The sequence below is a fragment of the Citrobacter sp. Cpo069 genome, from assembly GCF_030332785.1.
Taxonomy (GTDB): domain Bacteria; phylum Pseudomonadota; class Gammaproteobacteria; order Enterobacterales; family Enterobacteriaceae; genus Citrobacter; species Citrobacter portucalensis.
This window is the reverse complement of sequence record NZ_JAOWHD010000059.1, coordinates 358,740-375,967: the sequence shown is the minus strand read 5'-3', so window position 1 is coordinate 375,967 and position 17,228 is coordinate 358,740. Positions and strand designations below refer to the sequence as shown.

19 protein-coding genes and 1 pseudogene are annotated in these 17,228 nt (G+C 50.0%); 9 read left to right on the top strand and 11 right to left on the bottom strand.

The window, feature by feature from the left end:
• Window positions 1–10 precede the first annotated feature (10 nt).
• The 4 genes from leuE (at window position 11) to OGY08_RS17805 (ending at window position 2,232) form a co-directional block, all read left to right on the top strand.
• On the top strand, window positions 11–649 hold the full coding sequence (leuE, locus tag OGY08_RS17820; protein ID WP_003832429.1) for a leucine efflux protein LeuE: 639 nt from the start codon (window positions 11–13) through the stop codon (window positions 647–649).
• Window positions 650–822: 173 nt separating this feature from the next.
• Window positions 823–1,185, top strand: coding sequence for a DUF1971 domain-containing protein YeaR (gene yeaR / locus OGY08_RS17815; RefSeq protein ID WP_003030735.1), 363 nt, complete (start codon window positions 823–825; stop codon window positions 1,183–1,185).
• Between the two features lie 3 nt (window positions 1,186–1,188).
• The gene (locus OGY08_RS17810) at window positions 1,189–1,371 is read left to right on the top strand and encodes a DUF1869 domain-containing protein (protein WP_003832433.1); all 183 of its coding nucleotides are present in this window, start codon (window positions 1,189–1,191) and stop codon (window positions 1,369–1,371) included.
• Between the two features lie 216 nt (window positions 1,372–1,587).
• Entirely contained in the window at window positions 1,588–2,232 is a 645-nt protein-coding gene (locus OGY08_RS17805; protein WP_032943096.1) for a hypothetical protein, read from the top strand.
• Between the two features lie 52 nt (window positions 2,233–2,284).
• Here OGY08_RS17805 and fdhF read toward each other — a convergent pair whose 3' ends face one another.
• Window positions 2,285–4,432: a formate dehydrogenase subunit alpha gene (gene fdhF, locus OGY08_RS17800; RefSeq protein WP_204557702.1), complete on the bottom strand. Its 2,148-nt coding sequence runs from the start codon at window positions 4,430–4,432 to the stop codon at window positions 2,285–2,287.
• 361 nt (window positions 4,433–4,793) lie between these two features.
• On the opposite strand from fdhF, the gene OGY08_RS17795 reads away from it, so the two are divergent.
• Complete coding sequence (locus OGY08_RS17795) at window positions 4,794–5,042, top strand: GlsB/YeaQ/YmgE family stress response membrane protein (RefSeq protein WP_003832440.1); 249 nt, start codon at window positions 4,794–4,796, stop codon at window positions 5,040–5,042.
• A 48-nt stretch (window positions 5,043–5,090) separates the two neighbouring features.
• Here OGY08_RS17795 and yoaJ read toward each other — a convergent pair whose 3' ends face one another.
• Genes yoaJ through OGY08_RS17780 form a run of 3 tightly spaced genes read right to left on the bottom strand, consistent with a single transcriptional unit; the run spans window position 5,091 to window position 6,339 of the window.
• Window positions 5,091–5,165 (bottom strand): protein YoaJ, encoded by a 75-nt coding sequence (gene yoaJ / locus OGY08_RS17790; protein ID WP_095533175.1) that lies wholly within the window; start codon window positions 5,163–5,165, stop codon window positions 5,091–5,093.
• Window positions 5,166–5,167: 2 nt separating this feature from the next.
• Window positions 5,168–5,266: a YoaK family small membrane protein gene (locus OGY08_RS17785; protein ID WP_032941789.1), complete on the bottom strand. Its 99-nt coding sequence runs from the start codon at window positions 5,264–5,266 to the stop codon at window positions 5,168–5,170.
• 47 nt (window positions 5,267–5,313) lie between these two features.
• Window positions 5,314–6,339, bottom strand: a complete 1,026-nt coding sequence (locus OGY08_RS17780) for a sensor domain-containing diguanylate cyclase (protein ID WP_057068585.1) — start codon at window positions 6,337–6,339, stop codon at window positions 5,314–5,316.
• Between the two features lie 186 nt (window positions 6,340–6,525).
• Here OGY08_RS17780 and OGY08_RS17775 point away from each other — a divergent pair, with 186 nt between their 5' ends.
• The gene (locus tag OGY08_RS17775; protein WP_048214378.1) at window positions 6,526–6,774 is read left to right on the top strand and encodes a putative hemolysin; all 249 of its coding nucleotides are present in this window, start codon (window positions 6,526–6,528) and stop codon (window positions 6,772–6,774) included.
• Between the two features lie 7 nt (window positions 6,775–6,781).
• Here OGY08_RS17775 and OGY08_RS17770 read toward each other — a convergent pair whose 3' ends face one another.
• Window positions 6,782–7,129 (bottom strand): DUF488 domain-containing protein, encoded by a 348-nt coding sequence (locus OGY08_RS17770; RefSeq protein WP_003832445.1) that lies wholly within the window; start codon window positions 7,127–7,129, stop codon window positions 6,782–6,784.
• 198 nt (window positions 7,130–7,327) lie between these two features.
• Between OGY08_RS17770 and OGY08_RS17765 the strand changes: the two genes are divergently transcribed.
• The gene (locus OGY08_RS17765) at window positions 7,328–8,035 is read left to right on the top strand and encodes a CTP synthase C-terminal region-related (seleno)protein (RefSeq protein ID WP_020996459.1); all 708 of its coding nucleotides are present in this window, start codon (window positions 7,328–7,330) and stop codon (window positions 8,033–8,035) included.
• Between the two features lie 37 nt (window positions 8,036–8,072).
• Here the strand turns inward: OGY08_RS17765 and OGY08_RS17760 are convergent, their stop codons facing one another.
• Window positions 8,073–9,260: a CynX/NimT family MFS transporter gene (locus OGY08_RS17760; RefSeq protein WP_032943103.1), complete on the bottom strand. Its 1,188-nt coding sequence runs from the start codon at window positions 9,258–9,260 to the stop codon at window positions 8,073–8,075.
• Between the two features lie 99 nt (window positions 9,261–9,359).
• Between OGY08_RS17760 and OGY08_RS17755 the strand changes: the two are divergent.
• Window positions 9,360–10,158: pseudogene (locus OGY08_RS17755) on the top strand (AraC family transcriptional regulator).
• On the opposite strand, the gene OGY08_RS17750 reads toward OGY08_RS17755, so the two are convergent.
• From OGY08_RS17750 to dgcJ, 3 genes are all read right to left on the bottom strand, one after another.
• Window positions 10,135–10,581, bottom strand: coding sequence for a DUF441 domain-containing protein (locus OGY08_RS17750; protein ID WP_003832453.1), 447 nt, complete (start codon window positions 10,579–10,581; stop codon window positions 10,135–10,137). The pseudogene OGY08_RS17755 and the gene OGY08_RS17750 sit on opposite strands and share 24 nt — an antisense overlap.
• A 138-nt stretch (window positions 10,582–10,719) precedes the next feature.
• Window positions 10,720–11,223 carry a YbaK/prolyl-tRNA synthetase associated domain-containing protein gene (locus OGY08_RS17745; protein WP_125362969.1) on the bottom strand — a complete coding sequence of 168 codons (504 nt, stop codon included), beginning with the start codon at window positions 11,221–11,223 and terminating at the stop codon, window positions 10,720–10,722.
• Between the two features lie 44 nt (window positions 11,224–11,267).
• Window positions 11,268–12,758, bottom strand: a complete 1,491-nt coding sequence (gene dgcJ / locus OGY08_RS17740) for a diguanylate cyclase DgcJ (protein ID WP_125362970.1) — start codon at window positions 12,756–12,758, stop codon at window positions 11,268–11,270.
• Window positions 12,759–12,922: 164 nt separating this feature from the next.
• Between dgcJ and OGY08_RS17735 the strand changes: the two genes are divergently transcribed.
• Entirely contained in the window at window positions 12,923–13,693 is a 771-nt protein-coding gene (locus tag OGY08_RS17735) for a class I SAM-dependent methyltransferase (RefSeq protein WP_125362971.1), read from the top strand.
• A gap of 94 nt (window positions 13,694–13,787) precedes the next feature.
• Here OGY08_RS17735 and OGY08_RS17730 read toward each other — a convergent pair whose 3' ends face one another.
• Both OGY08_RS17730 and yeaG read right to left on the bottom strand, forming a co-directional pair.
• Window positions 13,788–15,071 carry a YeaH/YhbH family protein gene (locus tag OGY08_RS17730; RefSeq protein ID WP_008784519.1) on the bottom strand — a complete coding sequence of 428 codons (1,284 nt, stop codon included), beginning with the start codon at window positions 15,069–15,071 and terminating at the stop codon, window positions 13,788–13,790.
• A 120-nt stretch (window positions 15,072–15,191) separates the two neighbouring features.
• Window positions 15,192–17,126 (bottom strand): protein kinase YeaG, encoded by a 1,935-nt coding sequence (gene yeaG, locus OGY08_RS17725; protein ID WP_003030707.1) that lies wholly within the window; start codon window positions 17,124–17,126, stop codon window positions 15,192–15,194.
• Window positions 17,127–17,228: the final 102 nt, after the last annotated feature.

Sequence of the window (17,228 nt, the reverse complement as noted above, 5' to 3'; positions counted from 1 at the left end):
AGAGGTTAACGTGTTCGCAGAGTATGGAGTTCTGAATTACTGGACGTATCTGGTGGGAGCCATTTTTATCGTGTTGGTACCGGGGCCAAATACGATATTTGTGTTGAAGAACAGCGTCGGTCGGGGAGTGAAGGGTGGTTATCTCGCCGCAAGCGGTGTGTTTATCGGTGATGCCGTGTTGATGTTTTTGGCCTATGCCGGTGTTGCCGCATTGATCAAAACAACGCCCGTTTTGTTCAACATCGTTCGTTATCTCGGCGCTTTTTATCTGCTGTATCTCGGTGCGAAGATCCTGTATGCGACACTGAAATCGAAAGCAAGCGACGCCGCACCTGAGGAAGTCCCGTTTGGCGCTATTTTTAAGCGAGCATTAATTCTAAGCCTGACGAATCCCAAAGCTATTTTGTTTTATGTTTCGTTCTTCGTGCAGTTTATTGATGTCAATGCACCGCACTCAGGGCTGTCATTCTTTATTTTGGCCATTACGCTTGAAGTAGTGAGTTTTTTCTATCTGAGCTTCCTTATTTTCTCCGGCGCGTTCGTGACGCAGTATATTCGCACGAAGAAAAAACTGGCCAAAGTGGGTAATTCCCTAATCGGCCTGATTTTCGTTGGTTTTGCCGCTCGTCTGGCCACGCTTCAGTCGTGATGCTATCGGCCCGCTGGTTGCGGCGGGTCTTCAATATGACGCTTTGCTTTTCATTTGTAATTGTAGGGTTATAACCAATAAATGGTATTTTAAATGTATATTTTGAGGCGTACCCTGTGTACAGCAGCGATTCAATAAGACTCGCTGGTTGTCGACTGGAAAAGGGAAGAAAAATGCTTCAAATTCCACAGAATCATATCCATACACGCTCTACACCATTCTGGAACAAAGAAACCGCGCCTGCCGGAATTTTCGAACGCCACCTTGATAAAGGAACTCGTGCCGGGGTTTATCCACGACTTTCTGTTATGCAGGGGGCGGTCAAATATCTCGGATACGCCGATGAACACAGTCCGGAGCCAGTAGAGGTGATGGTTATTGAAGCCGGTCAGTTTGGCGTTTTTCCACCGGAAAAATGGCATAACATCGAAGTGATGACCGACGACACTTACTTTAATATCGATTTTTTCGTTGCCCCGGAAGTTCTGATGGAGAGCGCAAATCAACGAAAAGTCGTGCGCACCGGCAAGGAGTAAATCATGGGGAAAGCAACCTATACCGTAACAGTGACCAATAACAGCAACGGTGTTTCTGTGGATTATGAAACAGAAGCACCTATGACATTACTGGTGCCGGATGTGGCAGCAGAAGTGGTCAAAGACTTGGTCAATACCGTCCGTTCGTACGATACCGAGAATGAGCACGAAGTCTGCGGATGGTAGGTATTAAATACTCTTACTGATTGAATACACAGAATTTTAATGTACTAACCGCACAGCGTTTTGACGGCGCCGTGCGGTTTTTTATTTGTGTTGAACGTAGTGATGTCCGAAAAAGATTCCTTAAGAATACCTTAAGAAATCCGCATTGAATGCTAATTGTCGATCATTCACAGGCGTTATGATCGCAAAAAAGTAACAATACAGAACATCGCGCTTATGAAACTGAATACCCAAATTACATTCCCCACACTTATTCTAGGACTGGTCATTGTGGCGATTCCGTTCACCGCGAACTGGAATCTTCCGCTGCTTAACGGCACTGTCGTCAGATGGATCGAAAATGGGCAGGCGCTATGGCTACTGTTTGGTGCGGTATTTACCCTTGGCTATATCCGGCCTTTATCACGCCCTGAAGGAGAGAAGCAATTTTGGCTTTGGGCGGCAGCGTGGTGGGTGGTCTTGCTGGGCCGAAGCACCAGTTGGGGACGCGATTACTTCCCTGAGCATCCTAAACTTCTGTTCAGAGCTATCTCAGTTGTATTAATTGCCATGCTTATTCTGCCGGTGCTGCTGTCGAAGCGCTTACGCCAGGATATTGCCCGCCGTGTGCGTAATGAACCGTTACCGCTCTGGCTGTTGGCGATCACCACCTGTGCATTTTTAATCTCTGATACGGTAGAGCATCATCGTCTGCTGGCTCCCATCTTCCTGCACAATGCCCATTATGGCGATCTGATTGAAGAATTGTATGAACTACCGTTTATGGCGGGATTGTTCCTGATGAACCTTGGCTTTATGCAGCGGGATAAGCAGGAGGAAACTGCCTCCATCCGCTTCAGCGAACCTCACCTGGTAAAGTAATGAGATAAGACCTGAGTCTGGGTAACCAGACTCAGGTCGCGATGGTGGGGAATTACGCAATGGCCTCACATAAGCGTGATTTCATGTCGCTATACGATTGAGCAGCATACTTTTCAGCCCATCTCTGATCGCTAATGTGCTCGATATTTACGGCACAATATTTGGTTTCCGGCGTTTTCGAGATTGGATCGAGGTTATCCTGGGTCAACTCGTTGCATGCTCCAATCCACCATTGATAAGTCATATACACCGTTCCGGAATTAATGCGCTCGGATACATCCGCACGGCTGATGACCTTACCCCGACGCGAGCTGACCCACACCAGATCACGATGACGGATACCGAGTTTTTCGGCATCATGGGTATTGATTTGCACATATCCTGGTTCATCAGCCAACGCTTGTAACGCTGCGCAGTTACCGGTCATCGAGCGACAGGAGTAATGCCCAACCTCACGCACGGTACACAGTACCAGCGGATAATTGTCATCCGGAACTTCTGCGGGCGCTCGCCACGGTGCGGCAAACAGTTTGCCTTTGCCGTTGGCGGTATCAAACTGGCTGTGCGCATAAAGGTACGGCGTACCAGGACTATCGAGATCCGGGCATGGCCACTGAACATGCCCCATTTCCCCCATTTTCTCATAGGTCACGCCGTAGAACAGCGGGCACAGCTCGCGCATCTCATCCCAGATTTGCTGGTTATTTTGATACCGCATTGGATAGCCCATTTCGCTGGCCAAAAGGCTGATAATCTCCCAGTCACGCTTTACGTCAGCGGTGGGCTCAATCGCTTTCTCAAAACGCTGGAAGCCGCGATCGGCGCAGGTAAAGACGCCGCCATGTTCGCCCCATGAGGTGGCAGGCAGGAGAACGTCGGCCATTTCCGCTGTCTTAGTCATGAAGATGTCTTGCACGACGATAAAATCGAGCGCGTTAAACCCTTCGCGGACCAGGCCCAGATCGGCTTCAGTTTGCAGCGGATCCTCTCCCATGATGTAGTAGGCTTTTATTTTGCCTTCGAGAGCCAGATGTGGAACTTCAGTGATACGGGTCCCGACCTTGTCATCCATCTGATTAACATCGATGCCCCAGGCGGTGGCGAATTTCTCCCGAACGGCAAAATCGGTCACGTCCTGATACCCTGGGAACTGGTTAGGCAGTACCCCCATATCGCACGCACCCTGCACGTTATTTTGCCCGCGCACCGGACCAACGCCGACGTTAGGGCGACCCAGATTCCCGGTCAACAACGCCAGGCTCGACAAACCGCGAACCACATCAACGGCCTGACCAAACTGGGTGACGCCCATCCCCCACATTACGGTTGCCGATGGTGCTGCGGCAAATGTACGCATTGCCTGACGAACCTGCTGTGCGGGAACGCCGGTCAAATGTTCAACGGCTTCAGGCGCATAGTCCTTAACGGTTTCCCAGTATGTTTCCAGCCCTTCCGCATGCTTTTGCACATACTCGCGATCGTAGAGTTGCTCTTCGATAAGAACATGACCAAAGGCATTAACCAGCGCCATGTTGCAACCGTTTTTCAACTGCAAATGTTGGTCAGCAATACGGGCGGTTTCAATACGACGTGGGTCGCAGACAATGATTTTTGCGCCGTTCTGGCGAGCTTTAATTACCCGGCGGGCTACGATTGGGTGCGAGTCGGCGCAGTTATAACCAAAGATCAGCAGGCATTTTGAGTTTTCAATGTCGCTGATGGAATTGCTCATGGCGCCATTGCCTAACGTTTCTTGTAACCCGGCAACGGAAGGACCGTGACAGACGCGGGCGCAACAATCGACATTATTGGTATGAAGTACGCCACGTGCGAATTTTTGCATCACGTAGTTAGTTTCATTTCCGGTTCCCCGGGAGGAGCCGGTGGTCATGATGGCGCGAGGACCATAGGCTTTTTTGATTTCAGACAGGCGTTTTGCGGTGTAACGAATGGCTTCATCCCAGCTAACGGGCGTGAATTTGCCACCTTTTTCATAACGGATCATCGGGCGAGTCAGACGGGGAGTCAGGAGGCGAGTGTCGTTAAGAAAGTCCCAACCATAATAGCCTTTCAGGCATAACTGATTTTGGTTCGTTACACCCTCTGCGGCTTCGGCGCGGATGATTTTGTTATTTTCGACAACAAGCTTGAGCTTGCACCCGGCCCCACAGTATGGGCAAACACTGGTGATTTTTTTCATCAATAACAGACCTGTTAAATGCTGAAATAGCGCGAATTGTAGACGCAGCCACGCGAAAAGCACCGCGGACTACGATTTGTCGTAGCGACAAGTTGTTTAAGCATAAAGTGTGCCAGAAGTGAAAACCCAGCAATAACGGGGCTGAGGGCAAAAGAGTTAAGCATAATGACTGACGATTCGACATTAATGACGAGGAGCGGCAAAAATTTAGCCTGCCGGTCAGCAGTCATAACCTTATGAAACATCGGAAAAAGATGAAAATATGAAGTGATGACGATCACAAATTTTAATTTTTCAGCGCTATGCTATGCTTTTATACAACGAGTGAATCGTTAATTTAAAAACATAAGTGAGGGTAATTATGGGCATTATTTCATGGGTGGTTTTCGGTCTTATCGCTGGGATTTTGGCTAAATGGATTATGCCGGGTAAAGATGGCGGCGGGTTCTTTATGACCATTATCTTAGGGGTTGTCGGTGCGGTAGTGGGTGGCTGGATCAGTACCTTCTTTGGTTTTGGTAAAGTTGATGGTTTCAACTTCGGCAGTTTCGTCGTAGCGGTTATCGGTGCGATTGTGGTGTTGTTTATCTATAGAAAAATCAAAAGCTAACTAAACATGCAGATAATAGAGGCCACTGATAAGTGGCCTTTATTTTGGTTACCACCACCCCAGTTCCGTGCCCAGAACCACGATGATAGCCACGCCAATCATAATAATCGTTGTTTTTTTCATCGTTATGCTCCCGGCGCAGCGTAGCCGCCAATAAAAAACCAGGATAAGAAAACGACAGCGGAAATGAAAATAATGACAGGGAAAATAATACCGAGTCGCATACGATTATCTACCAGAGTTATTTAAAGACGAGCCAGCATAGCAGGGCTTAATGTACGACAAAAGGGGTTTTATCCTGACGCTTTTTATCCTGATACATTGCGCTGTCTGCAAGATGAAGCGCACAGTTTACATCAGTCTCCAGCGGATCAATTTCCACCACACCCAGACTGGCACCAGGATAAAACAGATGAATGTCACCCAGCTGGTAGTCACCGCAAATCTGCTGTTGTAGCTGATTTTTCACCTGCTGCAGACGCATAAGTTGATCCAGTTCATCTTCCGCTGACAGGCGAACGACTAAAAATTCGTCACCGCCCAGTCGACCGAGAATGTCATTATCATTACATTCACGGAGCAGGCGCTGCCCAATCTGGATCAGGAACTGGTCACCAACCTCGTGGCCAAAGCGGTCATTAATCAGTTTGAAATCATCCAAATCGATATAGGCGACAACTATCTTCTGCCTGAGATGGCGGGCAAGCGAAAAAAGGGTTTCCACATTTTCAAATATTGCGCGCCGATTCGGTAAACCGGTCAGGGCATCGGTGTAGGAGTGAGCAATCAGCGCGGCGTTCGCTTCACGTAACTGAGCAACCAGCGACTCTTTTTGAATCGACTGGGCGATCAGACCGGCAAACAGATGTAATACTTGTTCTCCACGTTGGCTCAATGCCTGCTGGCGGCGGCTGGTAGCGCAAAGTGTACCGTAAAACGTTCCGTCCGGAAGATGAACGGGAGTGCTCAGAAAGGTGGTGATGTCCAGTGCGCGAGCGGCGGTACATTCCGGCCAGCGTGCGGGCACGTTGTCACTGTACAGACAGTTTTCCTCAATAGCGCGTTTGCACAGCGTTTCATCCCACGGCACGGATAGCCCTTCGGGGATCTGCATTTGGCGGCTATTACGTGCATACAGAATATGCTGCAGACGGGCATCCAGATCGACCTTGGTCAGGTAGGTTGATTCCATCTCAGTCACCATCTCCAGCATCTCCAGAAGTTGGCGAACCAGACTCTCAACTGACTGCTCCGTAGCTAAGGACTGTGAGACTCTGGCAAGGATCATGTCCGACATGAGATGTAAATGCTCCTGAGTAATGACTGGGCTGACGTTGCCCGCATGATAGAACATCGAGGTGAAAGATGAAACACGCCATCCAGCTCAGAATGTAAACATAAAATGGATAGCTGGCAGGAAAACATGGAGATAGATGGAAAGTCGGGGTAACCTGCCAGGATAAGGTTTTTAACAGGAGTAAATATGAAACTGGCATCTATTGTTTTGCCCGGCTTGCTGGTGCTGGCGGGGTGTACCACGGAACCAGAAGCGCCTGTGCCACCGAAAGTTGGCATGGCGAATCCAGCATCGGTGTATTGCGAACAAAAGGGCGGCTCGCTGATTGCGGTGCAGACTCCGCAAGGTGTTAAGTCTGACTGCAAACTACCCAACGGGGAAGTAATTGATGAATGGTCACTCTGGCGTAGAGATCATCCGGCAACGGCCAAGTAATACGCGGTCAGCATTGACGTAGCCATTCAGCGAGCACCAGCGCGTGGTTTTGCTGGGTATTCTTCGCCGCATACAGTAGCGTTAAGGTTTGCTGTCGGGCAATCTCTGCGAGGCGCTTTCCTTCCTGCTGCTGTTGGGCCAGCTCTGCGCGATATTGCTCGGAAAAGTGTGAAAAATCGATCAGTTCTGCGTGGAATGCTTTGCGCAATTCAGAGGATGGCGTCAGCGTTTTATTCCATTCGTTGAAAGCAAGGTCAGTCTTTTTTATCCCGCGTGGCCACAACCGGTCGACCAACACGCGATAACCATCGCTTTTTTCTGCCGGGTCATACACGCGTTTACACTGAATCTTCATCTCTTCATCCGCTCCTTTCAGCTACCGCTCAGGTATTTATCATCAACTTTATTACGGTTAAATAAGATCGTAAAACGTGACCATTATAGCATTTTGCCCGCCCTGACTCCCAATTTAAGGGATTGTGATACCACTAAAAAGTCGGTAGGCTGAGGCTCCTTATGCTGTCCCTTATTGTCAGGACACAAGGAAAGCTTAATGGAAATTTCCCCAATTAAAGATACGCTTCGCATTGCGCTGGTGGGCGATTACAGCCCCGATATTGTGGCGCACCAGGCTATTCCCCTTGCTATCGATGATGCTGCCGCCGTCCTGGAGTTGGTGGCTGATTATGACTGGCTAACTACATCTGATATCAACAGCAGTGAGGACTTGATTGGTTATGATGCCATCTGGGTCGTTCCAGGCAGTCCATATCGCCATCTTGAAGGGGCGCTGATAGCGATACGCTACGCGCGTGAAAACAGCATCCCATTCCTGGGGACCTGCGGCGGCTTTCAACATGCAATTCTGGAGTACGCCCGCAACGTGCTGGGCTGGAGCGATGCCGCCCACGCCGAGACTGACACCACGGGTCGGATGGTGATAGCACCATTGACCTGCTCGCTGGTAGAAAAAACGGATGATATTGAGCTGCGGGCCAATACGCTGATTGCCAAAGCCTACGGGCGGGATGTTATCACCGAGGGATATCACTGCAACTATGGCGTATCGGAGGATTTTGCCGCCGAGCTTGAAAGCGGCGATCTTCGGGTGACCGGTTGGGATGAGGCTGGTGATATTCGTGCCATTGAGCTGGTGACGCATCCATTTTATGTTGGCACGCTCTTTCAGCATGAACGCGGAGCGCTGGCGGGAAAACCCGTGCCGTTAGTTCAGGCGATGCTGCGCGCCGCGCGCGGATAAAAAAACGGGCAGGTTGTTCACGAACCTGCCCTGTGCATTATGCGCTCGCGATCTCCCGATTGCGCCCCGCGCACAAACCAAATACCGCCATCAGCATCGCTAACACGGCGACCCCGCCAAGAGGAATCAGCCAGCTATCGTTGAGGTCGTGAATTTTCCCCATCAGTGGTGGTCCGCAGGCCGCCAGTAAATATCCGACAGACTGTGCCATGCCGGACAGGGCAGCAGCCTGATGCGCTGAGCTTGCGCGCAGGCCAATAAAGGTCAAGCCGAGAATCATCGTCGCGCCTGAGCCAAAGCCAAACAGGATGGTCCATAGCAATGCCTGGTCGGGCATTATGGCGAATCCCGCCGCGCCGACGGCGCACATTAATGAAACCAGTGCGGCGATGGCGCGCTGATCCTTAAATCTGTTCAGGACGAGAGGAATCAATAATCCCGGCGCGGCGGTCGCCAGCTGCAGTAAACCATGCAGCGAACCGGCCTGCGCCTCGCTGTAGCCATGGCTGATCAAAATAGCGGGCAGCCAGCCGATGATGACGTAGTAGATAAGCGAATTGATCCCCAGAAACAGCGTCACCTGCCAGGCGAGGCTGGAGCGCCAGATCGCGCGGGAATGCAGAGCGCGCGAGCTGCTCAAGCTGGCATTGGCCATCTGGCGGCATTGGGGTAACCAGATAATCAGTGCCAGTAGCGGAAAGGCCATCAGTACCATCAGCGCACCGCGCCAGCCAAACCCGTTCAACGCCAGCGGTACCACAATGGCGGAACCCAGTGCCGCTGCTGCGCCCATGGTCAGCGAGTATGCGCCAGTGAGTTTCGCCACATGCTGAGCAAAATCACGCTTAATCAGTCCGGGTAAAAGCACATTTCCCAATGCGATTCCGCAACCAATGATAGCGGTGCCGCTAAACAGGAACCCTGGTGAGGGCAGAGAACGTATCGCAATACCCGCGCAAATCAGTAGCATAGCGACAAACAGGCTGCGTTCGATACCCCAACGGCGCGCAACGGCGGCAGCCAGAGGTGAAACCAGTGCGAAAGCCAGCAGTGGCAGGGTGGTCAGAAGCCCCGTCTGGGCGGTGCTCAGACCGTAGTCGGCGCGAATTGCATCCAGCAACGGGGCTGCACCGGTAAAGGTGACGCGCAATGTGGTGGCAATCATCAGGATCCCCGCGATCAGCAACGCTGCGTTCTTGCCACGGGAGGAAGGTGTATTTGTCATTTTTTTCTCATATCGTCAGGCGAGGCGATACCTTAGCGTTTTTACTCAATGGATGAATCAAGCTAAAATGACAGTTTATCGCTTAAATCGGACATTTTTATGTTAGGACTGAGGCTGGATGGATACGAACCCGATCTTCACCACGATCCGGCGGTGGCGTTTTGTATTCAGGCCCGTGAAGATGAACTTTTCAGCCCGCTGCATCAGCACCGTAAAGGCCAGTTGATTCTGGCGTTGCATGGCGCGATCACCTGTGAGGTTGAGAATGCTATGTGGATGGTGCCCCCGCAATATGCGGTGTGGATCCCCGGTGAAATTCCACACAGCAACCACGTTACCGTTGGCGCACAATTGTGCTTTTTGTTTATTGAGCCGCAGGCCGTCGTGATGCCCGATCGTTGCTGCACGCTGAAAATTGCTCCGTTGTGCCGGGAGCTTATTCTGGCGCTGGCATCCAAAACGGATGCCCAACGGCTGGAACCGGCAACCCAGCGGCTGACGCAAGTGTTGTTTGATGAACTGCCGCAGCAACCCCAGGAGCAAATGCAGTTACCGGTTTCCGATCACCCGAAAATTCGCAGAATGGTCGCAACGATGGCGAGAGAGCCCGCACAATGGCAGACGTTGGGGCAATGGGCCAGCGTATTTGCGATGAGTGAACGTAACCTTACTCGCCTGGTCGTCAAAGAAACGGGGTTGAGTTTTCGGCGCTGGCGTCACCAGCTCCAGCTGATTCTGGCGCTGCAGGCGTTAATTGATGGTCGCAATGTACAACAGGTCGCGCAAATGCTCGGGTACGATTCGACCACGGCATTTATCACTATGTTCAAAAAAGGCCTGGGACAGACACCAGGCCGTTACCTGAACGGGCTGGCTACTGCTTCCCAACAATCAATGAGACCAGACCTGCCGCAATAAGCGGCCCCACTGGCACACCGCGAAACAGCGCCACGCCCAGTACCGTGCCCACCAGTAAACCAGCAACAAGCTGAGGCTGGCTGCCCATTAGCGTAACGCCGCGTCCGCCAAGCCAGGAGACAAATACCCCAACGGCAATAGCAACCAGTGATTTCCAGTTCACAAAGGAGTGGATGAGCGTGGAGGGCGGTAGCGTTCCGCTGGCGATCGGCGCCATGACGCCAATGGTCAGAATTATAATCCCGACGGTCAGGCCCTGTTTTTCAATCCAGGGAAAGAAGGTATTCAGAGGGGTAACACGGACAATAATCAGCACCAGAATTGAAACAGCGACAGTGGTGTTGTGGCTGACAAAGCCCAGAGCTGCCAGTCCGAGCAGGATCAGCAGAGTGACATCAAACATCGTAGTTTCCTTGCCAAAAGAAAAAATAAGCCTGCTTACTGTACGCGTAAATGCGTGACCGAACAGGCTTTTTTTAATGATTATAATTTTTTTTGGGCTAACGCACGAAGCGATGTTTTTTACTGCTAACTTGTGCAGTTATTGTTCTCTGCGGAACGGGATTAATTCCGGTTGCGCGATGCGCAGGTAATCTGCGGTATCCATGATCACGGATTTTTCCAGCATTCCGGCATTGAACGCAATTTCATTAAAACGCTCAAACAACAGCGGGTCGGCGACCAGCTTGAGGTTCGGATGAAAACTGAACGGTGGGATAGCGCCAAATACGCAGCCAGTCAGTTCATATACCTCCGCCGGGCTGGCAAGTGACGCTCTCAACCCGCCAATATGGCTGGCCAACAGGCTCAGGTCGGCCTGCTGATCGGCAGAGAGGATCGCCAGAACATGCTGATTGACGCCGTTGCCTTTTACTTTGCAGACCAGCGCTTTTGCACCCTGACCCAGTGCGGTACCGCGAATTTCAGAGACAGCTTCACATTTGCCTACGGCTTCATGGCTGACTACGCGGTAGGTCGCACCGTGTTCTGACAACAGGGAGATTAAACGCTGGTGCGTTGCGTTACCTTTGTTTACTTCCGTCATGACTTACTCCTGGTACAACAATGAAAATCCTGTCAGAAAAATAATTACGCATCGGTGTGTTTTTTCTGTTTGTTCAGGTAGAGCTGTGCATCAGATGCTTTGTAGGCATCATCAATGGTGTCGTTTGGCTGCATATTATAAATCCCGACAGAGAAGCTGATTGATCTATCTTGCGCAATAATTTGTAAGTTATAGCGAATCCTCTCCAGCAGGCGGGGCGTTAATTCACTGGGGTGATCGATGAGGATAATGCAAAACTCATCGCCGCCGAGGCGGATGGCATAGTCGCTTTTGCGAATGGACGTTTGAATAGCTTTGGCCAAAATGGTGATAATGCGATCGCCTTCCTTATGCCCCAACGTATCATTAATAACTTTTAGTTTGTCGCAATCAATGGCGATAAAGGTCACGAGCGTTCCCGTGTTCACCAACTGTTGCAAACGCTGCTCAAGCGCTGGCGTTAAAATTTTACGGTTGTAGAGCCCTGTCATCGCATCACTGACATTTTCCCGTGTGACGTTGTGATACAAACGAAAATGCGTTCTGACCATATTCAACAGCAATATCGTTGCCAGTAGATAGAAGGCGAATATCTTCCAGGACGAGACAATAAAGTACATAACATCAAGTGAGAGGGTGATACGTATACCGCCAGGTATGTCCTTCTCATAGTGAACATAGCGGAACAGATCGGTTTCACTTTTATGAACGAGGATCTCTTTACCTGAACTGGTGTCAGAGACCGTTACGTTAAGATAACGCCAGACGAGAGGGCGGTCGCTGGTATAGAAAATATTCTGTAAATTCTCTTTATTAATATCCACCATCACCACGCCTTTTAGCTTACTGGCATAGTAGACCGGTGTTAAAAAGCTCATCACCTTTTTCTCGGTCAGGTTATCTTCATAAATACTGGAGATCACCGTGCGGCCAGTAAAAATACCGTCAATATCATTCTGGTCGATTCCCAACGTACCTTTTTGCAAAAACGACCAGTTGTGTATCGCAAATTTCCGCGAGTCGATCACATCATAGAAATAAACGTAGTTATTTTTGAGATCGACGTAATATCGAAATTTATACTCCAGCGTCCCTAATCCCTGACCGTAATCTTTCTGCTGGCGATTAACATTGACCGCCCGATCAAAAGAGGGCAGCAGAAAAATGTCATCAAGCTGTTCGCTACATTTTGTTGAGGTTGTCTGCAACGTACCGTGTAATGGCAGATAGTTGCGCTTAGTGAGATTGAGCCCATGAGTGCCGTTAACGCTGTCGAAAGCGTTGCAAAGTACTTTTTGCTGTTCGAGAGAAGCAGGTCCCTGAGGGGATGAAAATGTGCGCATCAGATGGGCTGCGATGCTCTGATTTGTGTACTTATCATAGAGAAACGAGGAGTCGGCTTTCTCATTGATATAGCGCATGTACGCATTCATTGCTTTATCGCTGGCAATGAGCTCATAAACCAAAAAAGAAGACGTCAAAACAATTACGCTGACGGAGATAAAGATCCTGAGCGCTTTATGATGCAATTTCATAATGATTTACAGCCCTGTAAGTCTGATACTTCAGTCTATCACACGGCATACATCCGCTCTAACGCTACGGGAAAGGACATTTTGAAATAAAAATCATTCGCGTACTTCACCTTTAACTCTTAATGTTGTATTTATAATGCAACTTACAGAAAGGAGACAGGCCAATGAGCGCGACTGAAAAAGCGGGTCATACATTTTTAGCCAGCCTGGGCAAAACCCGTCTGCGTCCGGGCGGCGTTGAAGCAACAGAATGGTTGTTTAGCCAGTCACAGCTGACGCCCGGCAGCCAGGTACTTGAAGTGGCGTGCAACATGGCCACGACGGCGATAGAGTTAGTTCAACGCTATGGCTGTACCGTATACGCCATTGATATGGATAAAACCGCACTGTCAAATGCAAGGAATAACGTAGCGGCAAATGGTCTGGAAAATCATATTCATGTGATGGCTGCTAACGCCAACACTCTTCCTTTTGCGGATAACAGTTTCGATGTTGTGATTAACGAAGCCATGCTGACAATGTATGCCGATAAAGCGAAGGCGAAGTTAATTGCCGAATATTATCGCGTGTTGAAGCCCGGTGGGCGTCTGCTCACCCACGACATTATGTTCACCGCCCAGAAACTGGGCGCGGGCGATCAGGGCCAGCTTGTCGATGTGGTGAAATCAAACGTTAGCCCAATGACCAGACAAGGCTGGCGTGATTTGTTTCTTAACTGCGGGTTCGAACAGGTCCTGCAGCAGAATGGCAACATGTCGCTGATGTCGCCGCGCGGATTAGTTCGTGATGAAGGGCTTACGGGGGCGGTAAAAATTGTGTTTAACGGCTTACGCACGAGCGAAAATCGTCGTCGTTTCCTGAAAATGTTTCGCTTCTTCCGTTTGCAACGTCATCAACTCAATTACATTGCTTGCTGCTCTGTAAAGGGAAAATAAAAAGGATAAACGGATGAATATTGATAAGATGAAAAAACAGCACCCGTAAAAAATCAGCCAGAGAAGATAACCTCTGGCTGATTTGTTTAGGTGGTTAACTATTGCTGGTCGTACTTTGTTTATGAAACAGTTCGCGGAATACCGGGTAAATATCATCCTGGTCGCGAATATGTTGCATCGCAAAGTTATCAAAAGTTGATTGCAGATGTTCGTATTCACGCCACAAGGTTTGGTGAGCGCGGCGAGTGATTTCGATATAGCTGTAATAGCGGACCACTGGCAGCAGTTTTTTCGCCAAAATCTCATGACACAGCGGTGAATCATCAGCCCAGTTATCACCGTCCGATGCCTGTGCAGCATAGATGTTCCACTGGGCAGGGTTGTAGCGTTCTTTCACCACTTCATCCATTAACTTCAGCGCACTGGAGACAATGGTTCCCCCGGTTTCCTGAGAGTAGAAGAACTCGTGCTCATCCACTTCTTTCGCCTGGGTATGGTGGCGAATATAAACCACCTCCACGTTCTTATAGGTCCGGCTTAAGAACAGATACAGCAGGATATAAAAACGTTTAGCCATATCTTTGGTCGACTGATCCATCGAACCAGAAACGTCCATCAGGCAGAACATTACCGCCTGGCTGGAAGGGTCGGGGCGTTTTTCATAATTCTTGTAGCGTAAATCAAAGGTGTCGATAAATGGCACGCGTTCGATTTTTGCCCGTAGTTCGGCAATCTCTTTGCGTAACCGTTCCTCTTCCAGCAACTGTGCTGGTTCGCTTTTCGCGATGGTTTCCAGATCCGCTTCGAGAGCATGCAGTTCGCGACGCTTACCCGCTGTCATCGCCGTGCGGCGCGCCAGTGAGTTTTGCAGGGATCGCACCACGCTGATGTTGGCAGGCACACCGTTAGAGGTAAAACCTGCCCGGTGCGTTTTGTACTCCGTTAGCTGACGCTGCTGATTCTGCTTCAGGTTAGGAAGTGCTAAATCTTCGAACAACAGATCGAGATATTCATCTTTAGAGATCTGAAAGACGAACTCATCCTGACCCTCACCATCCTGGCTGGCCTGGCCTTGTCCGCTTCCTGAACCGCCACCGCCGCCCTGTGGGCGTTCAATGCGGTCATTCTGCACAAAATGGTCGTTACCCGGATGCACGCGATGGCGCAGGCCACCACGTCCCTGATGAAACATAGGTTCGCTAATATCATCAGTCGGAATAGAGACAGATTCGCCGCTATCCACATCAGTCACCGAACGCTTGTTAATGGCCTCGGAGATCGACTGTTTAATTTGCGATTTATAACGGCGTAAGAAGCGCTGGCGGTTTACCGTGCTCTTGTTTTTGCCGTTAAGACGCCGGTCAATAAACCAGGTCATAAGCCCCCCGTACTGCCAACTGTTCGCCATGTCTGTAAGTGCCGGATGGCGCTGGCGCTATCCGGCCTACGGAACATTGTTTTGCAAGCCCGGTAAGCGCATGCGCACCGGGCACTTATGTTAAGACGATTTACGTACGCGCAAATACCATTCGCACAGTAAACGCACCTGTTTACGCGTGTAGCCTTTTTCCATCATACGGTCGACAAAATCGTCGTGTTTTTTCTGCTCGTCAGTCGAGGTTTTAGCATTGAACGAAATGACCGGCAGCAGCTCCTCGGTATTGGAGAACATTTTCTTCTCAATGACCGTGCGCAGTTTTTCGTAACTGGTCCAGTTTGGATTGCGACCGCTGTTATTCGCTCTGGCACGCAGAACAAAGTTGACGATCTCGTTACGAAAATCTTTCGGGTTACTGATACCCGCCGGTTTCTCAATTTTCTCCAGTTCTGAGTTCAGTGACTCGCGGTCAAACAGCTGACCGGTATCCGGGTCGCGATACTCCTGATCCTGAATCCAGAAATCCGCATAAGTGACATAACGGTCGAAAATGTTCTGTCCGTATTCGGAATAGGATTCGAGATAAGCCGTCTGGATCTCTTTGCCGATGAATTCAGCATATTTCGGGATCAAATAGCCTTTCAGGAACTCAAGATAACGCTCAGCTTGCTCCTGCGGGAACTGTTCACGTTCGATTTGCTGCTCCAGTACGTAAAACAGATGTACCGGGTTAGCTGCCACTTCGGCATGGTCAAAGTTAAAGACGCGAGAGAGGATCTTAAACGCGAAACGCGTGGAAAGACCGTTCATTCCCTCATCAACCCCGGCGTAATCCCGATACTCCTGATAGGATTTCGCTTTCGGATCGGTATCTTTCAGGCTTTCGCCATCGTAAACGCGCATCTTCGAGTAAATGCTCGAGTTCTCAGGTTCTTTCAGGCGAGAAAGAATGGTAAAGCGAGAGAGCGTTTCCAGTGTGCCCGGTGCGCAAGGCGCATGGGTCAGCTCACTGTGGTTAAGCAGTTTTTCGTAAATTTTGATCTCTTCAGAGATACGCAGGCAATAAGGCACTTTGACGATGTAAACACGGTCAAGGAACGCCTCATTGTTTTTGTTATTACGGAACGTTACCCATTCGGACTCGTTCGAGTGGGCAAGAATAATCCCGTTAAACGGCAGGGCAGAGATACCTTCTGTCCCGTTGTAGTTTCCTTCCTGGGTGGCGGTCAGCAGAGGATGCAGCACTTTAATCGGTGCTTTAAACATCTCAACGAACTCCATAATCCCCTGGTTTGAGCGGCACAGTGCACCCGAATAACCGTAGGCATCAGGATCGTTCTGGGCGTGGTGTTCGAGTTTACGAATATCCACTTTCCCGACCAGCGCAGAAATATCCTGGTTGTTTTCATCACCAGGCTCCGTTTTGGCGATTGCGATCTGCTCCAGAATAGACGGCCAGACTTTGACTACGCGGAATTTTGTAATGTCCCCGCCGAAATCGTGCAGACGTTTCGCAGCCCAGGGCGACATGATCGTACCGAGATAGCGACGCGGGATCCCATACTCTTTTTCCAGGATCTGCGCGTCTTCCTGCGGATTAAACAGGCATAACGGATGATCGTTGACCGGGCTACGTTCGCCATTGGCACTCAGGACATAAATCGGTACTCTCTGCATCAGCGACTTCAGTCGCTCAGCAAGAGATGATTTCCCCCCTCCCACAGGCCCCAGCAGATACAGGATCTGCTTCTTCTCTTCCAGACCCTGAGCCGCATGTTTCAAATAAGAAACAATTTGCTCAATGGCGTCTTCCATGCCGTAAAACTCTTCAAAGGCGGGATAGCGTGCAATTACCCGATTCGAAAAGAGTCGAGAAAGTCGAGGTTCGTGGGCAGTGTCGACCATGACAGGCTCACCAATAGCCATTAATAGCCGCTCTGCCGCGTTGGCATAAGCACTGCGATCTTGCCGACAAGTGGTAAGAAACTCCTGCAGCGTGAACTCTTCGTCCTTGGCAGCTTCATAACGCTGGCGATAGTGATCGAATATATTCATGGTATGCCGTCCTTTCGTTTTTTAGCACATGTTAAGAGCCGTTCATATGAATAGTAGAGGCCCCTGAAGAGGTAAACTGAACGACGTCGTTGCTGAAGAAAT

Excerpts from the sequence above, each read along its gene's own strand:
- yeaR (WP_003030735.1), top strand. The coding sequence starts at position 823 with ATGCTTCAAATTCCACAGAATCATATCCATACACGCTCTACACCATTC.
- OGY08_RS17810 (WP_003832433.1), top strand. The coding sequence starts at position 1,189 with ATGGGGAAAGCAACCTATACCGTAACAGTGACCAATAACAGCAACGGT.
- OGY08_RS17805 (WP_032943096.1), top strand. The coding sequence starts at position 1,588 with ATGAAACTGAATACCCAAATTACATTCCCCACACTTATTCTAGGACTG.
- fdhF (WP_204557702.1), bottom strand. The coding sequence starts at position 4,432 with ATGAAAAAAATCACCAGTGTTTGCCCATACTGTGGGGCCGGGTGCAAG.
- OGY08_RS17795 (WP_003832440.1), top strand. The coding sequence starts at position 4,794 with ATGGGCATTATTTCATGGGTGGTTTTCGGTCTTATCGCTGGGATTTTG.
- OGY08_RS17785 (WP_032941789.1), bottom strand. The coding sequence starts at position 5,266 with ATGCGACTCGGTATTATTTTCCCTGTCATTATTTTCATTTCCGCTGTC.
- OGY08_RS17780 (WP_057068585.1), bottom strand. The coding sequence starts at position 6,339 with ATGTCGGACATGATCCTTGCCAGAGTCTCACAGTCCTTAGCTACGGAG.
- OGY08_RS17775 (WP_048214378.1), top strand. The coding sequence starts at position 6,526 with ATGAAACTGGCATCTATTGTTTTGCCCGGCTTGCTGGTGCTGGCGGGG.
- OGY08_RS17770 (WP_003832445.1), bottom strand. The coding sequence starts at position 7,129 with ATGAAGATTCAGTGTAAACGCGTGTATGACCCGGCAGAAAAAAGCGAT.
- OGY08_RS17765 (WP_020996459.1), top strand. The coding sequence starts at position 7,328 with ATGGAAATTTCCCCAATTAAAGATACGCTTCGCATTGCGCTGGTGGGC.
- OGY08_RS17760 (WP_032943103.1), bottom strand. The coding sequence starts at position 9,260 with ATGACAAATACACCTTCCTCCCGTGGCAAGAACGCAGCGTTGCTGATC.
- OGY08_RS17750 (WP_003832453.1), bottom strand. The coding sequence starts at position 10,581 with ATGTTTGATGTCACTCTGCTGATCCTGCTCGGACTGGCAGCTCTGGGC.
- OGY08_RS17745 (WP_125362969.1), bottom strand. The coding sequence starts at position 11,223 with ATGACGGAAGTAAACAAAGGTAACGCAACGCACCAGCGTTTAATCTCC.
- dgcJ (WP_125362970.1), bottom strand. The coding sequence starts at position 12,758 with ATGAAATTGCATCATAAAGCGCTCAGGATCTTTATCTCCGTCAGCGTA.
- OGY08_RS17735 (WP_125362971.1), top strand. The coding sequence starts at position 12,923 with ATGAGCGCGACTGAAAAAGCGGGTCATACATTTTTAGCCAGCCTGGGC.
- OGY08_RS17730 (WP_008784519.1), bottom strand. The coding sequence starts at position 15,071 with ATGACCTGGTTTATTGACCGGCGTCTTAACGGCAAAAACAAGAGCACG.
- yeaG (WP_003030707.1), bottom strand. The coding sequence starts at position 17,126 with ATGAATATATTCGATCACTATCGCCAGCGTTATGAAGCTGCCAAGGAC.